At 37.8% G+C, this 22,843-nt stretch carries 24 protein-coding genes and 1 pseudogene; 14 read left to right on the forward strand and 11 right to left on the reverse strand.

Features of this window, described 5'->3' with window-relative positions:
- Positions 1 to 131: 131 nt before the first annotated feature.
- Entirely contained in the window at positions 132 to 509 is a 378-nt protein-coding gene (locus BUC21_RS00215; RefSeq protein ID WP_139261159.1) for a hypothetical protein, read from the reverse strand.
- Between the two features lie 215 nt (positions 510 to 724).
- On the opposite strand from BUC21_RS00215, the gene BUC21_RS00220 reads away from it, so the two are divergent.
- Both BUC21_RS00220 and BUC21_RS00225 read left to right on the forward strand, forming a co-directional pair.
- Complete coding sequence (locus BUC21_RS00220) at positions 725 to 2,107, forward strand: alpha/beta hydrolase family protein (RefSeq protein ID WP_073398503.1); 1,383 nt, start codon at positions 725 to 727, stop codon at positions 2,105 to 2,107.
- A gap of 217 nt (positions 2,108 to 2,324) precedes the next feature.
- On the forward strand, positions 2,325 to 3,242 hold the full coding sequence (locus BUC21_RS00225; RefSeq protein ID WP_073398505.1) for a nuclear transport factor 2 family protein: 918 nt from the start codon (positions 2,325 to 2,327) through the stop codon (positions 3,240 to 3,242).
- A gap of 542 nt (positions 3,243 to 3,784) precedes the next feature.
- Here the strand turns inward: BUC21_RS00225 and BUC21_RS16250 are convergent.
- On the reverse strand, positions 3,785 to 4,135 hold the full coding sequence (locus BUC21_RS16250) for a hypothetical protein (protein ID WP_139261161.1): 351 nt from the start codon (positions 4,133 to 4,135) through the stop codon (positions 3,785 to 3,787).
- 216 nt (positions 4,136 to 4,351) lie between these two features.
- Between BUC21_RS16250 and BUC21_RS00230 the strand changes: the two genes are divergently transcribed.
- Positions 4,352 to 5,743 carry an alpha/beta hydrolase family protein gene (locus BUC21_RS00230; protein ID WP_073398507.1) on the forward strand — a complete coding sequence of 464 codons (1,392 nt, stop codon included), beginning with the start codon at positions 4,352 to 4,354 and terminating at the stop codon, positions 5,741 to 5,743.
- A 121-nt stretch (positions 5,744 to 5,864) separates the two neighbouring features.
- Here the strand turns inward: BUC21_RS00230 and BUC21_RS00235 are convergent.
- Together BUC21_RS00235 and BUC21_RS00240 are read right to left on the reverse strand one after the other, a co-directional pair.
- Positions 5,865 to 6,107, reverse strand: a pseudogene (locus BUC21_RS00235) (IS3 family transposase); the annotation flags it as partial.
- A 13-nt stretch (positions 6,108 to 6,120) separates the two neighbouring features.
- Positions 6,121 to 6,549, reverse strand: coding sequence for a hypothetical protein (locus BUC21_RS00240; RefSeq protein ID WP_139261163.1), 429 nt, complete (start codon positions 6,547 to 6,549; stop codon positions 6,121 to 6,123).
- Between the two features lie 87 nt (positions 6,550 to 6,636).
- Between BUC21_RS00240 and BUC21_RS00245 the strand changes: the two genes are divergently transcribed.
- From BUC21_RS00245 to BUC21_RS00255, 3 genes are all read left to right on the forward strand, one after another.
- Complete coding sequence (locus BUC21_RS00245; RefSeq protein ID WP_073398511.1) at positions 6,637 to 6,930, forward strand: thiamine-binding protein; 294 nt, start codon at positions 6,637 to 6,639, stop codon at positions 6,928 to 6,930.
- Positions 6,931 to 7,076: 146 nt separating this feature from the next.
- Entirely contained in the window at positions 7,077 to 7,712 is a 636-nt protein-coding gene (locus BUC21_RS00250; protein WP_139261165.1) for a hypothetical protein, read from the forward strand.
- A 393-nt stretch (positions 7,713 to 8,105) separates the two neighbouring features.
- A complete protein-coding gene (locus BUC21_RS00255) occupies positions 8,106 to 8,507 on the forward strand; it encodes a porin family protein (protein ID WP_245797044.1) in 402 nt (133 codons plus the stop codon).
- A 227-nt stretch (positions 8,508 to 8,734) separates the two neighbouring features.
- Here the strand turns inward: BUC21_RS00255 and BUC21_RS00260 are convergent, their stop codons facing one another.
- The 7 genes from BUC21_RS00260 to BUC21_RS00290 form a co-directional block, all read right to left on the reverse strand.
- Positions 8,735 to 9,403: a hypothetical protein gene (locus BUC21_RS00260; RefSeq protein ID WP_073398803.1), complete on the reverse strand. Its 669-nt coding sequence runs from the start codon at positions 9,401 to 9,403 to the stop codon at positions 8,735 to 8,737.
- Positions 9,404 to 9,541: 138 nt separating this feature from the next.
- Positions 9,542 to 10,441 carry a hypothetical protein gene (locus tag BUC21_RS00265; protein ID WP_139261167.1) on the reverse strand — a complete coding sequence of 300 codons (900 nt, stop codon included), beginning with the start codon at positions 10,439 to 10,441 and terminating at the stop codon, positions 9,542 to 9,544.
- A 660-nt stretch (positions 10,442 to 11,101) separates the two neighbouring features.
- A complete protein-coding gene (locus BUC21_RS00270) occupies positions 11,102 to 11,434 on the reverse strand; it encodes a hypothetical protein (protein ID WP_073398518.1) in 333 nt (110 codons plus the stop codon).
- 7 nt (positions 11,435 to 11,441) lie between these two features.
- Positions 11,442 to 14,615, reverse strand: a complete 3,174-nt coding sequence (locus BUC21_RS00275; protein ID WP_073398520.1) for an efflux RND transporter permease subunit — start codon at positions 14,613 to 14,615, stop codon at positions 11,442 to 11,444.
- A 27-nt stretch (positions 14,616 to 14,642) separates the two neighbouring features.
- The gene (locus BUC21_RS00280; protein ID WP_073398522.1) at positions 14,643 to 15,740 is read right to left on the reverse strand and encodes an efflux RND transporter periplasmic adaptor subunit; all 1,098 of its coding nucleotides are present in this window, start codon (positions 15,738 to 15,740) and stop codon (positions 14,643 to 14,645) included.
- 23 nt (positions 15,741 to 15,763) lie between these two features.
- Entirely contained in the window at positions 15,764 to 17,101 is a 1,338-nt protein-coding gene (locus BUC21_RS00285; protein ID WP_073398525.1) for a TolC family protein, read from the reverse strand.
- 116 nt (positions 17,102 to 17,217) lie between these two features.
- Positions 17,218 to 17,871 carry a Crp/Fnr family transcriptional regulator gene (locus BUC21_RS00290; RefSeq protein ID WP_073398527.1) on the reverse strand — a complete coding sequence of 218 codons (654 nt, stop codon included), beginning with the start codon at positions 17,869 to 17,871 and terminating at the stop codon, positions 17,218 to 17,220.
- 403 nt (positions 17,872 to 18,274) lie between these two features.
- On the opposite strand from BUC21_RS00290, the gene BUC21_RS00295 reads away from it, so the two are divergent.
- The 8 genes from BUC21_RS00295 (at position 18,275) to BUC21_RS00330 (ending at position 22,776) form a co-directional block, all read left to right on the forward strand.
- A complete protein-coding gene (locus BUC21_RS00295; RefSeq protein WP_073398529.1) occupies positions 18,275 to 18,979 on the forward strand; it encodes a peroxiredoxin in 705 nt (234 codons plus the stop codon).
- 176 nt (positions 18,980 to 19,155) lie between these two features.
- Entirely contained in the window at positions 19,156 to 19,683 is a 528-nt protein-coding gene (locus tag BUC21_RS00300; RefSeq protein WP_073398531.1) for a DUF134 domain-containing protein, read from the forward strand.
- A gap of 19 nt (positions 19,684 to 19,702) precedes the next feature.
- Positions 19,703 to 20,020, forward strand: coding sequence for a NifB/NifX family molybdenum-iron cluster-binding protein (locus tag BUC21_RS00305; RefSeq protein WP_073398533.1), 318 nt, complete (start codon positions 19,703 to 19,705; stop codon positions 20,018 to 20,020).
- Between the two features lie 12 nt (positions 20,021 to 20,032).
- Entirely contained in the window at positions 20,033 to 20,221 is a 189-nt protein-coding gene (locus BUC21_RS00310; protein ID WP_073398534.1) for a DUF5320 domain-containing protein, read from the forward strand.
- Positions 20,222 to 20,232: 11 nt separating this feature from the next.
- On the forward strand, positions 20,233 to 20,595 hold the full coding sequence (locus tag BUC21_RS00315; RefSeq protein ID WP_073398535.1) for a NifB/NifX family molybdenum-iron cluster-binding protein: 363 nt from the start codon (positions 20,233 to 20,235) through the stop codon (positions 20,593 to 20,595).
- On the forward strand, positions 20,570 to 21,460 hold the full coding sequence (locus BUC21_RS00320) for a nucleotide-binding protein (protein WP_083547516.1): 891 nt from the start codon (positions 20,570 to 20,572) through the stop codon (positions 21,458 to 21,460). The genes BUC21_RS00315 and BUC21_RS00320 overlap by 26 nt, the downstream gene beginning before the upstream one ends.
- Positions 21,441 to 22,304, forward strand: coding sequence for an ATP-binding protein (locus tag BUC21_RS00325; protein WP_073398537.1), 864 nt, complete (start codon positions 21,441 to 21,443; stop codon positions 22,302 to 22,304). The genes BUC21_RS00320 and BUC21_RS00325 overlap by 20 nt, the downstream gene beginning before the upstream one ends.
- A gap of 52 nt (positions 22,305 to 22,356) precedes the next feature.
- Positions 22,357 to 22,776, forward strand: a complete 420-nt coding sequence (locus tag BUC21_RS00330; protein ID WP_073398538.1) for an acyl-CoA thioesterase — start codon at positions 22,357 to 22,359, stop codon at positions 22,774 to 22,776.
- Positions 22,777 to 22,843: the final 67 nt, after the last annotated feature.

Below are 22,843 nucleotides of genomic sequence, written 5' to 3' on the forward strand. Positions count from 1 at the left end.
ATATCAGATTTCTTTCTTTTGTTTATTACTCTGTTGCTAACAAATGCAGAATAATTAAATGCGGCAAACTATATGAGGACCATACATTGTTTGCCGCACATGGTTTAGTTGTAGTTTAGTCTGGAAAAATATTAATGAGTAGCAAGTAAGATAAGACCAGCAGCTCCTAAGATTGCTCCGGCTACCTTAGCACCATCATTGTGGTGATGGCATCTGCGTTCGTATCTTTCTCTTCTGCATTGATCTTCTCTGTATCTCATTTCGCGTTCTCTTTCTTCACGCAAGTCTCTGTAATCATCATACCTTCTGTTATCTCTATATGTATAGCGATCACAGTCTCTGTCACCTCTGTAGTAATCGTGGCGATCACAATCTCTTCCGTTTTCATAACTTATAATAACTTCTGTTCTTGCAACTTTGTGGCGGTGTCCATATCCGTGTCCTGCCATAGCAACTGAGCTCATTGATACCATTATAATGGCAACTAATGATAAAAAAATCTTCTTCATAAATACTCGTTTTAGTGAATTAGTAATCTAGTTTTTTGTTATGCAGCAAATATATAGCGAGGAGAATATCCTTTGCAGAGATAATCCCCAATGTTTTATAGGAATTTCCCTAATATGGAAATTATCAATGATTAGAATATTTTTATTGTAAAAATGATTCATATTTTTATTCTTTGTTTTATCTTCGTATTCAATTAAATTATAAATCTACTTATATGAGAAAAGGAATTATTTCGTTTTTATTTATATTCTGTTCTTTAGGCGCTTTTGCTCAGGACATAGTAGGCGATTGGAATGGAGCACTTAACGTTCAGGGGACGAAGTTGCACTTGGTATTCCATTTTAAAAACGATAACGGTGCGTATAAAGGTACTTTAGATAGTCCGGATCAATCAGCAAAAGGAATACCCTTGTCAAGCGTTTCTTTCAAGGACTCTCTGGTTAATGCGCAGATAACCTCCATGATGATTGATTATTCCGGTAAATGGGATGGAAAAACCATAAAAGGTACATTTAAGCAAGCTGGAATGACTCTACCGCTTGATCTAGAAGCCGGAGAAATTGTGGTAAACCGTCCGCAGGAACCGAAAGCTCCTTTTCCTTACAAAGCTGAAGAGGTGACTTTCAAGAATGATAAAGCTGGTATTACCTTTGCGGGAACGCTTACTTATCCAAAAGAAAAGGGTACATATCCGGCAGTGGTATTAATTACAGGCAGTGGTCCACAGAATCGTGATGAAGAGCTCTTCGGGCATAAATCATTTCTTGTTATTGCCGACTATCTTACCCGCCATGGTATAGCTGTTTTACGCTTCGACGACAGAGGTACAGGAAAATCCGGAGGTGCTTTTAAAGGAGCTACAACAACCGATTTTGCTACCGATGTACAGGCTGCCGTTAATTATCTGCAAGGCAGAACAGAAATCAACAAGAAGAAGATTGGATTGGTAGGGCATAGCGAGGGAGGTATAATAGCTCCGATAGTTGCTTCTACCGATAAGAATATATCTTTCATTGTATTGCTTGCCGGACCCGGTGTTTCGGGAGATAAGATCATAATACAGCAAACTAAAGACTTGGCCGGCGATTCTATGCCTGAAGCTGAAAAGGAGAAATTGGTTAAAGTTCCGGCTGATTGCTTTAAGATTCTCTCTCAATATCCTGGAGAATCTGCTCGTGCAGAGTTAGAGAAGTACTTTAAAGACAATAAAGACAGTGTGTTTGCTTACCAGAAAGTTCCGGTAGATCATCAGCAGGATTATGTTAATGGAATGATAAAACAATTTATGGATCCATGGTCTCGCTGTTTCCTTAGCTTAGATCCCGTAACGTATCTCACTAAAGTACATTGTCCGGTTCTGGCTTTGAATGGCACAAAAGACAGACAGGTTAATGCAGATATCAATCTTACTGAAATAAGGAAAGCGCTTAAAATAGCCGGAAACAAGAATTTCCAGACAATGAGTATTATAGGATTGAATCACATGTTTCAGGAGTGTAAAACAGGGATGACTACCGAGTATGCTAGTATTGAGCAGACTTTCTCTCCACAAGCACTTGAACTAATTGGAAAGTTTATTTCAGATGTTACAAAATAAATTCTAAGCTAGTTAGCTCACTTATATAAAATGCAAAGAGGCTCTGTAAAAGGAGCCTTTTTTGCGTTTTATACTTTTATGGATTGCATAATTAAGCTCACAGATAAAACCAACCAACCTTTCTGTTTGTTAAAGTGAAAAGATTCTGATATTAATACATTATTATTCCATCTAAATGATATCTTTGTTAGCATAACCCTTAATAAATCAGGAAACTATGAAAACAAAACTTCTATTCTGTATATTATTTGTTACCACTTTATTTTCCTGCACAAGCAAGGATAAAACTGTCTCAGAAGCCGAGAAAGGCATAATAAAGAAAGAGGTAAAGAAGATAGTGAATATGTTCTTTGTAGGCTGTGAGCAAACCGATTTTAGTCTGGTAATGAAAACAATGAACTATTCTCCTAAATTCAGATACATTTATAATGGCAATGTTTTAACCTACGAAGATTGTATTTCTATATTCAAGCCTCTCTTTAAAACTCAGGAAGGGCAGAAATTTAATATACTGGACGAGAAATATGAGATTCTTGATAATTCAACAGTGCTGTATACGGCAAAGATAAATAGTCGTACAGATTATAAAGACGGACATTACATTCAGGTAGATCAGGGAGTTATATTTTTCGTCTTTAAACGGATTGATGTAAGATGGCAGATTCTATACGGAGTAGAATCAACGGTAGAAAAGACTGTAAATGATAACAAGAAAAGAGATCTTAATCAGATAAAACTGTTTAAACAATTTGCCGGAACGTGGAAAGGTAAGCTAAGTAAGGACAGTACTTTTGTGTGGACAGGAAAATACTCCAATAGCAAAATTGAAGGTAACTTCAAGGTTTTGGTGAAGAAGAAAACAGTCGTGGAAGCCAAAGTTCTAAATGTATATGATAAAAGCACCGATACATTTATTGAAACCGAGATTTATAAAGGATCTCATCCAATGGTCTTTGTATCGCGGTTTACTTCAAATAAAATATGTGAAGCGGTTCCTTTTAAAGATTCCTCAGACCCTGAGCAAGCAAAGCTAAAAACCCGATTCGAGTTTAAAAGGCCCGATATGTTTGTTCAGATAACCACCCTGAATAACACGCCGATTGATACTCTTATCTGTTATCGGATAAAGAAATAATCATTGATGGTTGGAAACTTAACGTGGTAAGGTTTTCTTTTATGATATTTTTTAGTTTGCTCCAGCTCATAGCTCTCTCTGGTAAGCATTCGAAGCTTCTGATATCTGTTTTGGATAAAGAAATAATCACTGATGTTTGGGAGCTGAGGCTGGGTAAATAATTTTTGAATTTACTCCAGCCCATTGCTCTCTGGTAAGTACTTAAAGCTTTTATGAGAACAAATACTTTGTGCTTTAGGCCATAATTTAGGGAATTGTTCAATGTTCTTTTGGTAAAAATGACTTGTACTCTAGCTCATTGCTTTCTGATAAGCACATAATGCCTTAGTGATAACATAGACTTTGTACTTCTTCTCTTTCTATAAGTAATTAATATGTTTAATCAGAAAAAAATCTGCGGTAACGATGTAGAACGAATCGTTAACCGCAGATTTATATTAAAATTTGAGTTGTAGAATATCAAGTCTTTTTGTTTAGGTTTGCTACCATATATGCATCACCCCGGTACTTTTACTAGTGATCCCTACTTTTACTGGTGATTTTTAATGACCGGAATTCATTAGAACGAGAGCTGCTGTTCCAAGAACTGCACCTGCTACTACAGCATCTTTATTGTGATGATGATGTCTGCAATCATAGCATCTGTTATCATATCTATGCTTTCTGCATTTAACTCTATGATCTCTTTCCTGGCAAAACCTTTCATTCCTGTAACCGTCATATCTTCTTTTGTCATGGCGGATATAATGACCTCTGCCTCTATTGTTCTCGTGTATCACAATAACTTCTGTGCGATTACCTTTGTGATGATGTCCTCCCTTATTGGAAGCCATACAAGCTGAACTCACTGATACCATTATAATGGCAACTAATGATAAAATTATCTTTTTCATAACGCTTAATTTTTTTAGTTTAATATCTGGTCTGTTTTGTTATGTGGCAAAAATAAGATGAGAAAATTCTATTGGCTAAAGATATTCCCCAATCTTTAATAGGAATTTCCCTAAAAAGAGATTGACTGTTTTTATTTGGGTAACTATTTAAAGATTAGATGATTATAATTTCAAAAAGATTTTGTAATTTTATATTTCAGAAAAAAACGTAATATTATGAAGACAAGAACCTTATTCCTTTTTTTGTTAGTATGGAATTCTCTTAGCGTCTGTGCACAGGAAATAGCTGGAGATTGGAATGGCATACTTGAAGTTCGGGGAACCAAACTGACTTTAGTTTTTCATTTTAATTGTAATAATGGTTTGTATACAGGAACTATGGATAGTCCGGATCAGTCGGCAAAAGGAATTCCAATAACAAGTGTTACGTTTAAAGATTCATTGCTAAACGTTACCTTAACTCCGCTACAAGCTGAATATTCGGGTAAATGGGATGGTAAGTCCTTAAAAGGAACTTTTAAACAGATGGGCATGTCATTCCCTTTAGATCTTGAAAAAGGAGTGCTAAAAAGAAATCGTCCACAGGAACCAAAGGCACCGTTTCCTTATAACGTAGAGGATGTAACGTTCTTAAATGCAAAAGATGGTATTTCGTTAGCAGGAACGTTGACCTTTCCAAAGGGAAAAGTGAATAGCAAGTATCCAGCTGTAGTGATGATTACAGGCAGTGGAGCCGAGAATCGTGATGAAGAGATATTTGATCATAAACCTTTCTGGATTATAGCCGATTACCTAACCCGTAAAGGCATAGCTGTATTACGCTTTGATGACCGTGGATTTGGAAAGTCGGGTGGTGTATATAAAGGCGCTACATCTGCCGATTTTGCTAAAGATGTTGAGGCTGCAGTAGCTTATCTAAGAACACGAAAAGATATCAATAAAAAGAAGATCGGATTGATGGGGCATAGCGAAGGAGGTATTATTGCTCCAATGGTTGCTTCCACCGATAAGAAGATTGCCTTTATTGTTTTATTGGCCGGACCGGGTTTATCTGGTGAAAAGATTCTGATTCAACAAGGTGAAGATTTACTTGGAGACTCTTATTCAGAAGAAGCTAAGCAATCATTGGCAAAGATCCATAAAGGAAGTGCCGATATATTGCGTCAATTTCCCGGAGAAAGTGCCCGTTCTCAGTTACAGAAGTTTTATAAGGAAAAGGAACAGGATATTTGTTCTATTCTTAAATTTGACACAAAACAGGGAGATATCTTCATTAATAGTATGATTAACCATTTTATGGATCCCTGGTTCCGTTCTTTCTTGCTTACCAATCCGGCCGATTATTTAGTGAAGGTCAAATGCCCTGTATTAGCTTTGAATGGAACGAAAGACAGACAAGTTCGCGCAGAAGAGAATCTGGATGGAATAATGAGAGCTTTGAATAAAGGTGGAAACAGAAATGTTGAAACTACCAGCATATATCCGTTGAATCATCTTTTTCAGGAATGCAAAACGGGAATGCCTGCCGAGTATGGAGCGATAGAAGAGACCTTCTCTCCCAAAGCACTTGATAAAATTTGGGAATGGTATTCAAGAAAAATAAAATGATTGAGATGAAAGATATCAGGAGATAGAATAACGGATCAGAATAGCCGCTTTTCCGATATAATTCTATATAAAGGGCTTATATGAAACTTTGAAGTGCCCCTAAAAGCTAGGCTTTTAATAATTAATTTATATTTGTGTGAGCTCGGTATTGTACCGGGCTCATACCTTTTAATCTAAGCTTAATTCTTTTATTGTTATACCACCAAATATATTTTCTTAGTTCTTCTTCAAAGTCTTCGATGGAACTGAATTTATTAATATAAAGCAGTTCATTCTTCATTAATCCAAAGAAATTTTCCATCATTGCATTGTCCAGACAGTTACCTTTACGAGACATACTTTGAATGATTCCTCTGTCCTTAAGCTACTTTTGGTATCTATACATAACCGTTATACTGATAGAACCTGATATGTTCATTTTCGTAGAACCCTACGTATTCTTTAAAGTTAGCGATAAGTCTTTCGGCAACCTGCCATTCGCTGGAGCAGATTACACTGTTTTCTCCTGTGTCAAAACATTCAAATTCGTCAATTATTCCGTAGGGGCTGTTATAGAATATATATTTCTCTTTATCGCTTAGCTTATCAAAAGCCAGTTCAATTACCCCTTCAATATAGTTTTCCAGAAAAGTAGTGTCGTCTACAATAGTAGATCGGTAATAAACCACCAATGATTCGAAAGGATCAAGATTACCATAATTGCTATTGATAAGGTCATTAATGATTTTATCTGTAATAATGGAATTTTGTGCAATTCTGAATACCTTTTTCTCGAGGTCTTCTGTTGAGGGAATTGATTTATTCATATCACTCATTTTTAGCATGCTGAATACAACAAAAGTAAGAATATAATTGCGATATTTACCCAATATTAACCAATAAATAATTGAGCTATGTCTGTAGTAATGAATTTCGCTATTTTTCCCATGGATAAGGGAGAACATGTGAGCCTTTACGTAAAGAAGGTTATTGAAATGATTGACGCTTTGCCTTGCAAAAGTCAGCTGACTTCAATGGGCACTATTGTAGAATGTGATACGATGGATGAATGTCTGTCGGTAATCTCGAAGGCTAATGCTATATTAGAAGAATGTACCAAACGTATTTATTGTACTGCTACTTTTGATAATAAACCAGGTCAGAAAGAACAAATGGAGCATAAGGTTAATGCTATCAGACAAATATGATAAATCACTCTTTGATGAGGCTGAATTGCTTAATAATATAATTAATGTTAATTTACTATAATTAATTGATATAAAAGAATCTTAAAATTGTTATAAAATGAACTGATAGATAGAGTATTGCGATTAATCCTTAAATCCAATCTGTTATGAGAAAACATATCATCTATGTGTTCATGGCTATAAGCCTTTTAACACTACCATCCTGTAATGCTTATCGGTTGATAGTTCATAGCGATAACAATTTTATTTTGTATACCCTTCTTCTAGGTGCTGCAATCTTTGCTCTTGTCGTCTTGTTCGTTGTATATAGCAATAAAAAAAGACGTGAAGATGTGGCAGAACATATATTGAACAGGCAAGGTTTGTCTGCAAGAGATTTCTTTGAAAGTGGAACTTACATAGGCGGTCATCCTTCTGTAACAGAGATAATACCTTCGCTTGTATTTAGAAGAACACTGAAGGACTTTGTTTTTTATGTAAGACCGGCGAATGTATACCTACCGGCTGAAAAGTTTTCTATTCCTGTAGCGTCTGTTGTAAGCATTGAATTAGAAGATACTTCAACTGTTGAAGAGAAAGTTACGGCTCATAGAATATTGCTTTTAGGTCCGTTTGCTCTGGCTTTCAAAAAGCAAATTAAAAGAGATTCATGCTTTGTATCGATTGAATGGAATGAAGGGAAACAGATATACAGTACTTATTTCTATTTTGATGGTTATAATGCAATGCTGAATGCCAACGAATTAAGATACAAACTAATTGCTGAAATGAATAAATCATAAAGTTGCGCTGAAGTTTCTTTCTCTTCCGAGGTGCTTTTTATTCTTCTGGAATAATATTTTTGTAATCCTGTACAAAACAATGAATTCTTCTGTACAAAAGAATCTATTCTTTTCTATAAGAATTCACAAATAAGTCTGGTTCTTTTTAATAATTACGCCGGAGTACTGTTATACTTCGGCGTAATTTTGTGAATGATAGTTTTTAGGGAACTATTTCCATTACGGATTGTTTAGTTAATGGATGAGAAGTTATTTAAAAACAGGTCTACCCATCAAACGTGCAACGATTGTTTGCAAGTTCCTACGTTTCTTAATTTATTAATTAGTGCCAACCGGAGGGAACAGGAAAGCAATGACATTAAAATTAGATAATATGAAAAAACTATTGATAATATTTGGTCATTACAGCCTTCGCTATTCTTCTCGACAAAAGGAACAAAGTATTCTGAATCCGGATTTAAAATGACAGTTAATCAAATGTATCTTGAATTACCTGTTAATATGCAGGCAAGAGTACACATTGAAGGTGATACTAATCTTCTTTTCTCAGCAGGTCCATATATTGCTTATGGAATAGGAGGTAAAATCTCTTCAAATGTTAGTAGTAATGACGCTGATACCTTCGGTGATAATGGTCTCGATGAATTTGATGCCGGAGTGGGATTTGGTGTAGGATTGGAATTCGGTAAGGTTCTTGTTGGTCTTGATGGACAGTTGGGTTTAACAAAACTAAACGATGTGGAGGGTGCAGCCAAAAATATAAACTTTAGTGTTACACTTGGCTATAAATTCTAGTTTATTTGTAAACGGTAATAGAGAGACAATTGAACACAAAAAGTGACAGCAAATAAATTAAGTTATTTGCTGTCACTTTTTTGTTTATTATTGCTTCTTATAAAGCAGCTTTGAAAACTTTATCAGCTATTTTACTAGGTAAATTTGAATGCCAGAAACTGTTTATAACTAAATTGCTATTAAAGTAATTGCTATGAATAAATATATTCTTTTTGTAATCTTTATGTTTAGAATCTAAATGTTAAATAGGTTCTCCAACCATTATGTTTAGTTTTGTTATTGGTTGCAACTTCTTCTTTGGACGAACCAATTTCTTTGTACTTACAATCGCCAAATCGAGATTCAAATCCCAATCCGATAGCACAGTAGGAAATAGATGCACCACCAACAAAGAAAGTTGCATAGTTCCCATAAAAAGTATCATCGTTATATAATCCAGAGAACGATGGGGCATATCTAAAATACCCATGTATAGTCAATTTACCTACTGTTTTGATTGTTATAGACGGGCCTACATTCATGGAGATTTCGCCTTGATGATATTCATTGTTTTCCGTTTCCCCATTTGTGATATTTTTCATTTTGTAATTGGTGTAATTGATGTCAAACCAAGTTGCATCGATGCCGAAACGAAGAACACCTCCTATTGGTCGTTTATTAAGAAAGAAAGTCCTTCCAATTGAAAATGAGGCTCCTAAATCGCTGTTTAAATCAAGAGAGCCATCTTGTTTCATTGTCGAATTGACAAAACCGAGGTTTATGTATTTTTTACGCCATTTATAATCCTCTATGGTTGTTTCCTCTTTTTCAGATAGCATAGTTTGAGCATTTATTCCAAAACTCAGCAACAATAAAAATGCTACCAGAAACGATTTTAGTGTAATATGTGTATTCATTGTCTTCTGATTTAAAATATTAATGTAATCTTGTAAATACAATAAAATTAATGTAATTGTGCCTTTTTTTCTAATTCCACTTAATTGATGGTTTTTCATTTGCTGTCACTTATTTTTTTGTTTATTAATTATTGCTCCTTATAAGGCAACTTTAAAGACTTTATCAGCTATTTTAATTAGATAAATTTGATTACCAGGAACTATTATTCTTGTTTCATTATTTGTGGCTATCATGGTCTGCAATAAAGTACCCAAAGGCGTGTAAACAGATATTTTATCTCCATAATTTGCATTTGCTACTACTATAGCATCCTGTTCTGTATAAACTTTAAAATTGAAAGCGTTGTCGACTAATCTTAAATTGTTTATACCAGTGGGACTATTGGCAACATATTCTACTATATAATTAGTATGAACTTGTGATGCTGGAAATATTCTTTTCTGCATTACTAATCCAATATTATATGCATAATAGTTATCTTCAATAAGCCTGATAGCGCCACTACTTATATATTTATTAGTAGATCTAACCTGAATGCAATTGGTGTATGCTCCGGCTGTTGCAGTAGTACTGATTACTGAATCTGTACCTACTTCATCTTGATTAGAATAAGTTGCATAGGAATTTACTGTCAAATATGAATTAGGAAAATACTTTGAAGGAGTTGGTAATATAACTGCAGAGTTTATATCTCCATCATTTTTAGTACCATAAGCACCTATCACAATGTTTCCTTCTTCATCTTCACGTAACCACATATTTCGAAAAATGCCAGAAAATTGATCATTCCATTCTTCTCCCTGTTCAAGAAAATAGGTAACACCATTTATTTTGTCAGTTTTAACGTACGAATATTTTGTGTTACGGTTCCATCCATATAATTTAATATAATTTCCTACACGAAAAGGAAGATAATAATCAGATGCAGTTGGTGATGTTCCCTCTTTTTCAGATAGCATAGTTTGAGCATTTATTCCAAAACTTAGCAACAAGAAAAATGTTGCTAGGAAAGATTTCAGTTTAATATGTGTATTCATTTTCTTCTGATTTAAAATATTAATGTAATCTGGTAAATACAATAAAATTAACGTAATTGTGCCTTCTTTTCTAATTCCACTTAAATTCATGGTTAATTTAGGAAAAGGTACAAACTATTCCAGAGGTTAAATTGACAATAAAGCTAACAAAGAACTTTAATTGATAATAATTTAGTTTTATAATAATTCAGTTTTAAAGTAAGACTATTCATGTCCAAAGAGACCCAGAATTACTATAGTGGGAGGGAAAGGGGCACGGATGAAAAGGTTTCTCTAGCAATTCATATCAAAAACAAAGAATATATAATATTAGTTTTAAAAAGACTTTATATTTAGAAAGCTTTAATACAAAAACCTGAATTCTCTAAAGAATAAATAAAGATTTTAATTTTTTGATAACTCTGCATAAAATAGGGCAGGATTGAGTAATTACTACCCATCCTGCCCAAGAAAATAATACTAAAGATATATTAAGTTTCTGCTATCTTTGCCAGGAACTATCTTTATATTTCACAGCTTATCCCCGCTAAAAGAGGAACATACTAGTATTTAATACGGTAAAGCTTCACCTTCCATATAAGTAGAACTTTCTACCGGGAGAATAAACACTCTTACCGGGAAGCGGTGCTTATCCATGCTGTAAGAGGGACATACTAGTGCTTAATACGGCAGAGCTTCACCATCCATATAGGTAGAACTTTCTACCGGGAGAATAAACCCTCTTACCGGGAAGCGGTTCTTTTTCTCTATATTACAATCCCTGATTGCCTGAAGCATCTTATTGGCACTCTCTTCGGATGTAAAGGCGAAGAAGAACATTGCATTAAATTTCCCATTGGAACTACCATACCAATTATCGAGCATGTTTGGTCTATGGCCCTCTTTAAAGCCGGTGGTTTCTGTTCTGCTAAAAACTTTCACGCCTGCATGAGTCAGCATCTCGGCTACACTCTCGGCACATTCTACCAGACTGGTTACAACTAATAGTTTCATAATATCTTTATTTATATTTGTTACGCATTAATTTGAAATATAGCAATGGAACTACCACCAGGGTAAGTAACGTAGCTGTAACGGTTCCTCCCATAAGGGAGATTGCCAATCCCTGGAACAACGGGTCGAAAAGGATTACAATTGCTCCTAATACCACCGTTCCTGCTGTGAGTAGGATAGGGATGCTTCTCACTGCTCCCGATTCCAGTATAGCCTGCTTCAAAGGTATTCCTTCTTTCAGGCGGATGTCAATGAAGTCTATCAAGAGGATGGAGTTACGTACCATCACACCTGCCAGAGCTATGAATCCAATCATGGAAGTGGCACTAAAGAAGGCTCCCATCATCCAGTGACCAAGTATAATGCCTATTAGCGATAACGGTATTACTGATAGCATAATGATTGGTACTGTAAAGTTCTGGAACAATCCGATAATCAGCATATAGATAATGATGATTGCTATCAGGAATGCAATTCCCAAATCACGGAATACCTCGTAGGTTATTTGCCATTCACCATCCCATTTCAAGGTAAATTCGTCTTCAAACTTAGGCTGACTGGTGTAGTTCTCCTGCAATTCGTATCCCTTAGGAAGTTTGATTTCCTTTAGATGGTCGGACATATCATTCATGGCATACACCGGACTTTCCAGTTTACCGGCCATATCACCAACTACATATACCACTCTCTTCTGATTCTTCCGGTAAATACTCTTATCCTTTACTTTCTCAGTAATCTGAACCAGGTCTCCCACAGGAACACTCTCACCGCGTTGGTTCACTACAGTCAGGTTCTTCAGGTTATTGATATCGTTCTTATCTGCATCTGCCAACTGAAGTTTCACCGGTACCGATACAGAAGAGGACTCCTGATGAACCACGCCTGCCATTTCACCTCCAATAGCCGATTGTATTGCTCCAACTACTTGTGCCGGAGCTACTCCGCGTAACATTGCTTTCTCTTTATCCACATCAAAAACAAGTTCCTTCTGATCGGCTTCTACCATCCAGTCTACATCTACAACTCCCGAAGTCTTGTTCAGCCGGTCTTTTACCTGATTGGCTACATTAATCTGATCCTGATAATTGGGACCATAGATTTCTGCCACCAAAGTGGAGAGTACCGGCGGACCGGGAGGGACCTCAACCACTTTGGCATTGGCATTATACTTCTTTGCAATTTGCTGAATACCCGGACGAACAGCCTTTGCTATATCATGACTTTGTAACTTACGGTCTCCTTTATCTTTAAGATTCACCTGAATATCTGCCACGTTTTCACCTCTACGCAAATCGTAATGACGAGCCAAACCGTTAAAGTTTATAGGACCGGAAGTACCCACATACGTCTGATAGTTCACTACATCCTTGTTGGTTGCTACATAGGCAGCAATTTCCTTAGCCACGGCGTCTGTGCGTTCCAGTGTAGTTCCTTCGGGCATATCAATTACCACCTGAAACTCGTTCTTGTTATCGAATGGAAGCATCTTTACCGGTACCGATTTGGTATAGAACAAAGAAACAGATACCAATAGCAGAGCTACTGTGGAGAGCATAAACGTCCATCTCATCTTGCGTGATTCCAGCATAGGAGAGACGATCTTCTTATACATTCTGTACACCTTGCTATCTTCCAGATTTGTTTCACCCTCTTCAGCAAGCTCACTGTTATCTTTATCCTCTTTAGAGCGAAGGAAGATGTATCCCAGATAAGGAGTCAGTGTCAAAGCTACCAGTAATGAGAAGATCATAGCGATGGATGCTCCAATAGGCATCGGACTCATATAAGGTCCCATCATTCCTGATACGAAAGCCATTGGCAATACCGCTGCTATTACTGTAAAGGTAGCCAGAATAGTAGGATTACCTACCTCATTGATAGCGTAGATAGCTGCCTGAATGAATGGTAAATTCTTCATCCGGAAATGACGGTGCATATTCTCTGCTATGATAATGGAGTCGTCTACCACAATACCTGTAACGAATACCAGTGCAAACAGCGTGATTCGGTTAAGCGTATAGTCAAGGAAGTAGTAGGAGAAGAGCGTAAGGGCAAACGTAACAGGTACCGATAGGAATATAACCAGTCCGCCTCTCCATCCCATAGCCAGCATTACAAACAGAGTTACCGCGATGATAGCCACAAATAGGTGAAGCAAAAGTTCCGAAACCTTATCGGAAGCAGTCTGACCGTAATCCCTCGTTGTAGTAACGTTTACGTCCGAAGGAATTAGCTCCTTCTTCAAATGATCTACTTTATTCAGAATTTCTCCGGCAAGCTTCTTGGCATCCACACCACTTTTCTTTGCTATGGCAATAGTCACAGCCGGATAGTTACCCTTTTCTCCGTAAGATACATACTGACTAGGAGTGCCCGGACCTTCTTCCACCTGAGCTACCTGACGCAGATACACAGGCATACCTTCGTTTACACCAACCACCAGATTAGCCACATCATCAGCCGTTTTCAGGAAACTGCCTGTTTGTACAGAGAATGCAGAGTCACCACTCAGGATATTACCAGAAGACAACTGCATATTGCTTCCCTGAATATATTTAGATATACCTGCCATATCCAGATGATTTCCCGTCATCTTATCTTTATCCAGTACCACCTTTATTTCCTTGCTACGTCCGCCCAGAATATTCACTGCAGCTACGTCGGGTACCTTCTTCAGTTCGGTAGTCATTACCTCGGCCAACTGGCGAAGAGAGTAATCACCATATTTATTGCTCCACAAAGTAAGCGCTAACACAGGCACATCATCAATGGCACGAGTCTTAATCAGCGGCATGGAAACACCCTGCGGCATTTCATCCATGTGCTTCATAATTTCAGTGTAGAGCTTTACCAGGGAACGTTCCATATCCTGTCCCACGAAGAACTGTACTGAAACCATTGTCATTCCGTTCATGGAAGTAGAGTATACATACTCCACACCCTTTACGTTAGATACCACTTTCTCCAGAGGGATAGACACCCTGCTTTCCACTTCCGTAGGGTTAGCTCCCGGATAAGCCACCATTATATCAGCCATTGGTGCTTCAATCTGCGGATCCTCTTCCCTTGGAATAAGGGTTATACTGAATGCTCCCAGAAGCAAGAAAGCAATCATCAATAGTACGGATAGCTTAGAGCGAATAAATACATTCGCCAATCTTCCTGCAAAACCTTCTTTCATATCTTTAGTTCTTTATCGGTCGTTATTTCATTTTGATTCAATCACCTTACTGCCGTTGTATACACGTCCATCTGTGCTTACCACAAAACGTTCGTCAGGAGCCAGGCCCGACAGTACTTCTACACGGTCGCCCATTTGCTTGCCCAATCTTACCCAGCGAAGCAAAGCCTTGTTTTCCTTGCTTACCACATACACTCCGGTAAGCTGCTCATTATTAACAACGGCTTTCACCGGAATTGTCATTCTTGCAGGTTGAGCGCTCTTTACCTGTTCGCCAGGAATTAAAACATTTACATACATACCTGCCTTGATTCCTAACGACTTACTATCACTTATTGCAACCTTTACTCCATATTGTCCACCGGTGAACTGAGAGGAGGGACTAATCTCCGAAATGGTTCCCGGGAACGTAATACCCAATGATTTTACTGTAAGATTAACCGTTGCTCCCTGCTTAATTCTGGCTATGTCTGATTCCGGTACAGAGACTACAGCCTGGAAGTTTCCGCTTTGTTCCAGAGCCAGCAGCGGCATACCCGGATTGGCCATACTGCCTTCATCCATAAATTTCTTAGTGATTACTCCCGAGAAAGGAGCGGTGATGCGCGTATAAGCCAGCATAGCATTTACCTGATTCCTCATCTGTAGGGCAGTCTCCAGTTTAGAGCTGATAGACTGGTGCTGCAGAGTAACATTCTCCAGTTCCTTTGCCGAAGCACTCTGGTTCTGATAAAGCTGTTTGAAACGTTCCAAATCCTTTGCCGAAACCGCTGCTGCTGCTTTTGCTTCCGAGATAGCTGCATCTGCCTGAGCCCTTTGAGCCATGATGTCTGCGTTTGAGATGCTTACTAACAACTGTCCTTTAGCAACCTTGTCGCCCGCTTTTACATAAATGCGACTGATGCTTCCCATTACCCGGGTGCTGATTACAGCTGTTTGTCCGGCTTCAATCTGTCCGCTTGCCAATACACCCGATTCCTCGGTAGACGATGGTAAAGCAGTTACTACAGCCACAGCCTCTTCCTTCACTTTAGCTTCCTTATCCGAAGAAGAACAAGCCTGAAACATACCTCCGGCCATTACCAGAGAGAAAAACATTACGGATACATATCTTACTGATTTCATAGAATTTATCTTTTATATATTGATTATTTATTGTTTGATTCGTTGGCTGTGATGAACTCCATATAAGCAGCCGTGAGATTTTGCTTGTAAACAGTACGTGCATAATTGAGTTGCTGACCCGATAATTGTGTCTGAGCTATCAACACATCCGCTGTCTTTTCCAATCCCTGATCGAAGCGATCTTTTGTGATGCGGAGCGCTTCCGTAGCCTGTTCCACCATATCATTCTGTTTGCGGAGTTCAAAAGCAATATCGTCCAAATCCCTGCTGGTCTTGTTGTATTCCAGTTGCGCCTTCATTTTCTCATTACTCAGCTGTTCCTGCAATTTCATGCCCATCAGCTTGCTCGAGCGAGCGTTGTACTTGCTCTGGTTACCATTGAACAATGTCCACGATAGACGTACACCAACCAGATAGCTGTCAGAACCAAAGGAAGCAAACTTATTATCGTTCCACTGGTAAGTACCGAAAGCATTCAGCCGGGGTACCATAGAGAACCCAGAAGATTTCCTCATCATCTCCGTAGCCGTCATAGCCTTCTCCATTGCCTGAAAGTCAGAACGAAGATCAGATACCGAACCATTGGAACCTATCATTGCTGAGGCTGGTTCCTCCACCTGATAAACTACGCCAGTAGGTTGCCCCATCAACAAGCTCAGGTAATCAGAAGCATTGGCTATGGCACTCTTTGCTTTTTCCAGATTCGTTTCCACACCGCTTACGTGCACTTTAGCATTCAGTACGTCCGATTTACGAATCAATCCCTGAGCAAAGAAACGCTCTACAGAAGCATAAACCTCCTTTGAAGTTCCCAAAGCTTCTTCCAGCACACCCTTTTCGCGGTAAGCAAGCTGAAGTTGCAGATAAGCTTTCTTCACCTCAAAAGATATATATTCCTTCATGCGAATGGTACCATAGCGGGCAGCAGCCTTCTGAGCCGACGCAGCCTTTCGCATATAAATCTGATCCAGATTAAATAAAGGCATTTGTACCTCGATGTTTGCATTGAAATCAGTCAATGCATCGGGGCTATTAAGTAAGGTAGGATTAAAGTCTTCCGCTTTTACAGACTGTTGCTGTAGTTTGAATCCAAACACATTAAGCGGATCATTGGTAGCCATTACCGAGTAGGAAACATTTACCTGAGGCATAAAGATCGCATCGCTTTTCCGGTAATCGGACGTGGCAATCTTTTCATCCAGTGAAGTGGTAAGTAGTTGCTTGTTTCCCTTGAAAGCACTCTCCATAGCCTCATTCAGACTAAGAAAACGTGTGCCGTTTTGTGCTTTTACAGGTACCAGAGCCGCTAAACAAACGATGGCGGCTGTTAGTAATCTGATAGTTCTCTTTTTTTCTTTCATTGTCCCTCATTTTTAATTATGGAACAAATGTAGAGCATCCCAAAACCCTGGTCAGCTACTTTTGTTACATAAGGATGTTTTTATGAGAAAAACAATGAAAAAAGAGAATAGTTCAGCTATTTTTCCGGAGTAAACCCTTCCAAAGATTTTAGTAGAGTCAGCTTGTTACGCCCCAGACTCACTGCGCCATACTCTTCCAGCTGTTTCAGTAAGCGAGATATTACTACCCGTGCCGTGCCCAGTTCATTAGCCAGTTGCTCATGCGTAATATTGATTGTCCGGTCGTGATAGAGTTCCGCTTTCTTTTCCAGCAGAGCTAGTAAGCGCTCATCCATCTTCTTGAAAGCAATCTCGTTTATAATATCCAGAGACTCCTCAAAACGCTTGTGATAGAGTCTGAAAATATAATCCAGGAACTGAGGGAACTCCTTTATCAGCATAGCCAGCTTATCGTTAGGGATAAAGAAAACCTCCGTATCTTCTTCCGCTACCGCTTTTACTTTGCTGGTGTCGTTATGCAATCCGCCAAGAATAGACATTACACAGCTCTCGCCAGTTTTAATGTAGTACAGCAAAATCTCCCTGCCATCGTCATTGGTACGCATCACCCTCACGCTACCTGTAGCCACAATAGGAACACCTTTTATATATGCTCCTTCGCGAAGAATGTTTTCACCCTCCTTGAAAGTCTTAACTATGCTATATTCCACCAGCTTCTTACGAATAGCCATTGAAGTCTTGAATTCCGTAATTTCATCAAAAAGATCCATGCTCTTGTTGTTTTATCGTTATTGCAAACTAACCTTTATATAAGAAGAGGAGTTCGCCTTTAGCAAATCAGCTTTGCTTTATCCTTACTGCAAACTTAACCTATTTTTTTGAATTTGTTGTTATCCCCATTGCAGAATGATATTTAGAAAAACTATCTAAAGAACCGAAAGTACATTTGCTCGCGAAAGGGGATAGGATTACCTATTTTAGAACTCTAGATTATCGCTTCTTTCAGTTGTGTTCTTTTGTATATATTTACGAATATATAAATATAAGAGCTTTTGTTTAAAAAGAAGAATTTTAGTAGATGAAAAATATTTTATAATTAATGGACTCGGCGTTAATAAACATAAGCTCATTTCATTTGTTTTATATACAGTTGTAATATTAAAATTTAGAACCATGGAACAAGAAGTTTATTCAATGCCTCGTATTGGAGATTTGGCTCCTCATTTTGAAGCCGTGACTACGCAGGGAACAATTAAATTCCCCGATGATTATCAGGGAAAATGGATTATATTATTTAGTCATCCGGCCGATTTTACACCGGTTTGTACTTCTGAGTTTATGACTTTTGCCACATTGGAAAGTCAGTTTAAAGAATTGAATTGCCAGTTGGTGGGACTTTCTGTTGACGGTCTTTATAGCCATATCGCCTGGTTGCGGACTATTAAAGAGAAGATTGAGTATAGAGGAATGAAGAATGTAGAGGTTACATTCCCACTTATCGAGGACATTACCATGACAGTAGCTAAAAGATATGGAATGATTCAACCAGGAGAGAGTAATACTAAAGCAGTACGTGCAGTCTTTTTTATTGATCCTGTAGGAAAGATTCGTGCCATTATTTATTATCCACTTTCATTGGGCCGAAATTTCGATGAACTATTGCGTGTATTGATGGCACTTCAAACAGCCGATGCGTTCAGCATTGCAACACCAGCCGACTGGCGTCCGGGCGATGATGTAATAGTACCAACGGCGGGTTCTTGTGGTGTAGCTAAAGATAGGATGGAAGGAAAGGAGAGTGGCGTTACCTGCCATGATTGGTTTTTCTGCACTAAGCCTATTCCAAAAGATGAAATTATGAAGAAGATTAAAAAGTAGACTTGATTATATCCATAATACAATTAACTGTTATAAAGCGAGATTTCCAGATTGGGGAGTCTCGCTTTACTAATTTGCAATATACCTACCATTTATTTTTTATGAAAAATAAACATCAAAACAATTCATTATGAACAAATGTTCATTATATTTGCACCGGATAATAAATTAAAAGTATGCCAGGAAGACCAAAAATAATAAGAAAAATATCTGTTGCGCCTGTTGCTTCAGGCTTCAGGCCGTATGGTATGGCGCAGAATGCAAAGAAGAAAGAATCTTTGTTTCTTTTGTATGAAGAGTATGAAGCCTTGCGCCTTTGCGATTACGAAAAATACACTCAGGCAGAAGCTTCATCTTTTATGAATGTATCTCGTCCCACTTTGACACGTATCTATATGTCGGCACGTGAAAAAATAGCTCAGGCATTTGTTGAAGGTCGAAATATCATTATTGAAGGAGGTAAGGTTTGTTTTGACAGTGAATGGTATACCTGTGGTTCATGCAATTGCTTTTTCAATAATCCGTTTGAAGAAGCGCTAATAGAGGTATGTCCTTTGTGTGGAAGTCGTGATATTCAAAATTTTGAGAGCCTTTCCGAGGAAGAAAAGAGTGAATTTACCTATTTAGGTAAAAGTGGTTGCGGTAGAGGACATTGTTCCAATAAGCGAAAAAGAGGACGTATGTGCCAGAAAAATCAAGAATAAACGTAATTAGAAATAGAATATGAAAGTAGCAATAACAAGCTCCGGAAATACATTAAAAAGTACTCTGGACAAACGTTTTGGTCGTTGTTCGTTTTTTGCAATCTACGACACACTGACTGACGAAGTGGAATTTATTCCTAACCCTAATAAAGATGCTGAAGAAGGAGCCGGACCAGCCTCTGTGCAGTTAGTAGCTTCTGTTCCTGTAGAGAAGATTGTGTCAGGAGAGTTTGGCTTTAAAATCAAATCACTGTTGGTAGAACTGAGAATTCAGATGATTGTAGTTAAAGACGCTGATAAAACAATAGAAGATATTATTGAGCTATTAAAACATTAAATTCATAAAACTATGCCACGTTTAGATGGAACAGGCCCCGAAGGAAGAGGCCAGGGAACCGGACGCCAATTGGGTAATTGTGCTGAGCATACAAAAGAAGAGCTTTTAGAAAAGCTTGGAAAAGGTGAAGGAAAAAGAAAACGTTCCGGTGGCGGAGAAGGAGATAAGAAACGTTTAAAAAGTAGTGACAAATTAAAATAATAAGATAGAATATGAATAAAAGAATTGCAATACCTGTAGAGGATGGTATGTTATGTGAACATTTTGGTCATTGTGAATATTTTTATGTAGCCGATTTGGAAAACAATGAAATAGTTAAGGAAGAGCAGATTACTCCTCCCGAACATCAACCGGGTCTTTATCCTGCCTGGGTAGCAGGTAAGGGCGTATCAATTGTTATAGCCGGTGGTATGGGAGAGAAAGCAAAACAACTATTCCGTCAGCAGAACATTGATTTACATGTTGGTGCAGAGAAAAAGGAGCCTAAAGAATTAGTACTCGATTTTATCAAAGGGAACTTAATTACTGGAGCCAATACATGTAATCACGATGAGCATGAACATAGCTGTAGCTAGTGGTAAAGGCGGTACGGGTAAAACATTTTTTTCAACGAACTTGTTTTACTCGCTTCGTCAAATGGGCTATTCTTCTTTATTGGTTGATTGTGATGCAGAGGCTCCCAATTCATTTATATTCTTTCCCGTTAAAAAGCTAAGTGAGGACGTTGTAACAGAATATAGACCGGTTCTCGACCGTTCTAATTGTGTTTTATGTGGAAAGTGTGCCGAATACTGTAATTATCATGCTATCTTCTTTTTGCCGGCAATGAACAAAATTCAGTTGCTCGATGATCTTTGTCATGGATGTGCTGCCTGTTCAGTTGCTTGTAATTACTCAGCAATAAGAGACTCCTATAAGTTTATAGGAAAGGTTACATCTTATAAAACAGATGAAGATGGTGCATGCATGTTCGAAGCTAAGATGACTCCGGGAGTTTCTTCTCCGGTTCCCATCATCAAATCGGCTGTAAAGATGGCTGTGAAACAAGCCAACCAGCAAAATGCAGATTATGTGATACTGGATTCTCCTCCGGGAACAGCTTGTCCGTTTATACAAACAGCTTCACATGCTGATTTTGTGGTCCTGGTAACAGAGCCTACTCCATTTGGACTGAGCGATTTGAAGCAATCTGTTGACACGCTTAAAACAATGGGTAAAGAAATGGGAGTTGTAGTGAATAGAGCAGGACTGGGAAATAGAGATGTTTATCAGTATCTGGAAAAAGAATCAATTCCATTGTTGGGCGAAATACCTTTCAATAAAAAAGTAGCTTTACTTTATTCAGAGGGTAAAATTGCAGTGAAAGAATTAAGCTCGTTACAGGTGATATTTGAAGATATAGTAAAAAATATAGTTAGTTATGGAAATAGCAGTAATTAGTGGTAAAGGAGGTACAGGCAAGTCGAGCATAAGTTCCGCTTTTGTTTCAGTTGCAAAATCGGCAGTAGTTGTTGATTGTGATGTAGATGCTTCAAACCTCTATTTATTGTTTTCGCCATTGTGTAAAGAAGAGGAAGTATTTGTGTCCGGTAGTCATGCTGTAGTAAACAACGATAAATGTACAAACTGTAACACATGCATTGATCTTTGCCGTTTTGATGCTATATCCAAAATAGATGGTAAAATAAGAATCTCAGAATCCGCTTGTGATGGATGTTACCTGTGCTCTCGTGTGTGCCCTGTTCAGGCAATTAAAATGATTCCTGCAGATAAAAGCCGTATGTATGCCGGAACCTTTCGTTATGGTGATATGGTTTATGGCCGATTGGCTCCCGGAGAAGAAAATTCCGGAAAGATGGTAAACCTATTGAGAGAGAAAGCAAAAAGATATGTAGAGGATTATGGCTATGATACAATTATACTCGACGGTCCTCCTGGAATTGGTTGTCCTGTAATATCAACCATTACAGGAGTAGACAAGGTTGTAGTAGTAACAGAACCAACATTATCAGGTTTTCTTGATATGAAACGAGTAATTGAAGTTGTTTGCCGTTTTTCTGTTCAAATATCAGTCATTGTAAACAAGTATGATTTGAATCCCGATATTTGTGAACAAATAGATAAGTGGTGCGATGAGATGGAAATTCCGGTAGTAGCTCATTTACCTTTCGATGTACAAATAGTAGAAGCTATGATAGCCGGTAAAACAATAATTGAGTACAATAAAGATTGTGAGGTATCTCGTTTAATAGAGAATGCTTACAACACAATTTATGCCTTCTGAAAAGTTACCAAGAGTGTAATACAGAAAGTATTTTTGTTAAGTAAAAGAGTATATGATTAGTCATCAATGTAAAATAAGAGTATTGTATCCTGATACAGATAAAATGGGGTATGTACACCATTCAAATTATGCCCGTTATTGTGAGAAAGCTCGCTGGGAACTTCTTAGAGAGCTGGGAATAACATATAAAGAAATAGAAGATTCGGGTATAATGTTACCGGTAGTAGGCATGAGCTTTAAGTATTTAAAGCCTGCAGTATATGATGAATTGCTTTTAATAGAAACAGAGTTGAAAGAGATAAAGGGTCCTTTAATTAAATTTGTTTATTCCATATTTAATGAGGAGAACGAATTGATTAATAAGGGCGAAACTACTCTTGCATTTGTCAATGCAGAGACTCGTAAACCATGTCATCCATCATTATTGCTATTAAAAGCAATAAATGAAAGTCCTATCAGTAAAGACTTATAAGAAATAAAAGCAGAAGTTTTTTGTAATAAGTTATATTATCATTTATTTGTTAGTAGAGGGGTCGTTG

Source organism: Bacteroides luti, assembly GCF_900128905.1.
Taxonomy (GTDB): Bacteria; Bacteroidota; Bacteroidia; order Bacteroidales; family Bacteroidaceae; genus Bacteroides; species Bacteroides luti.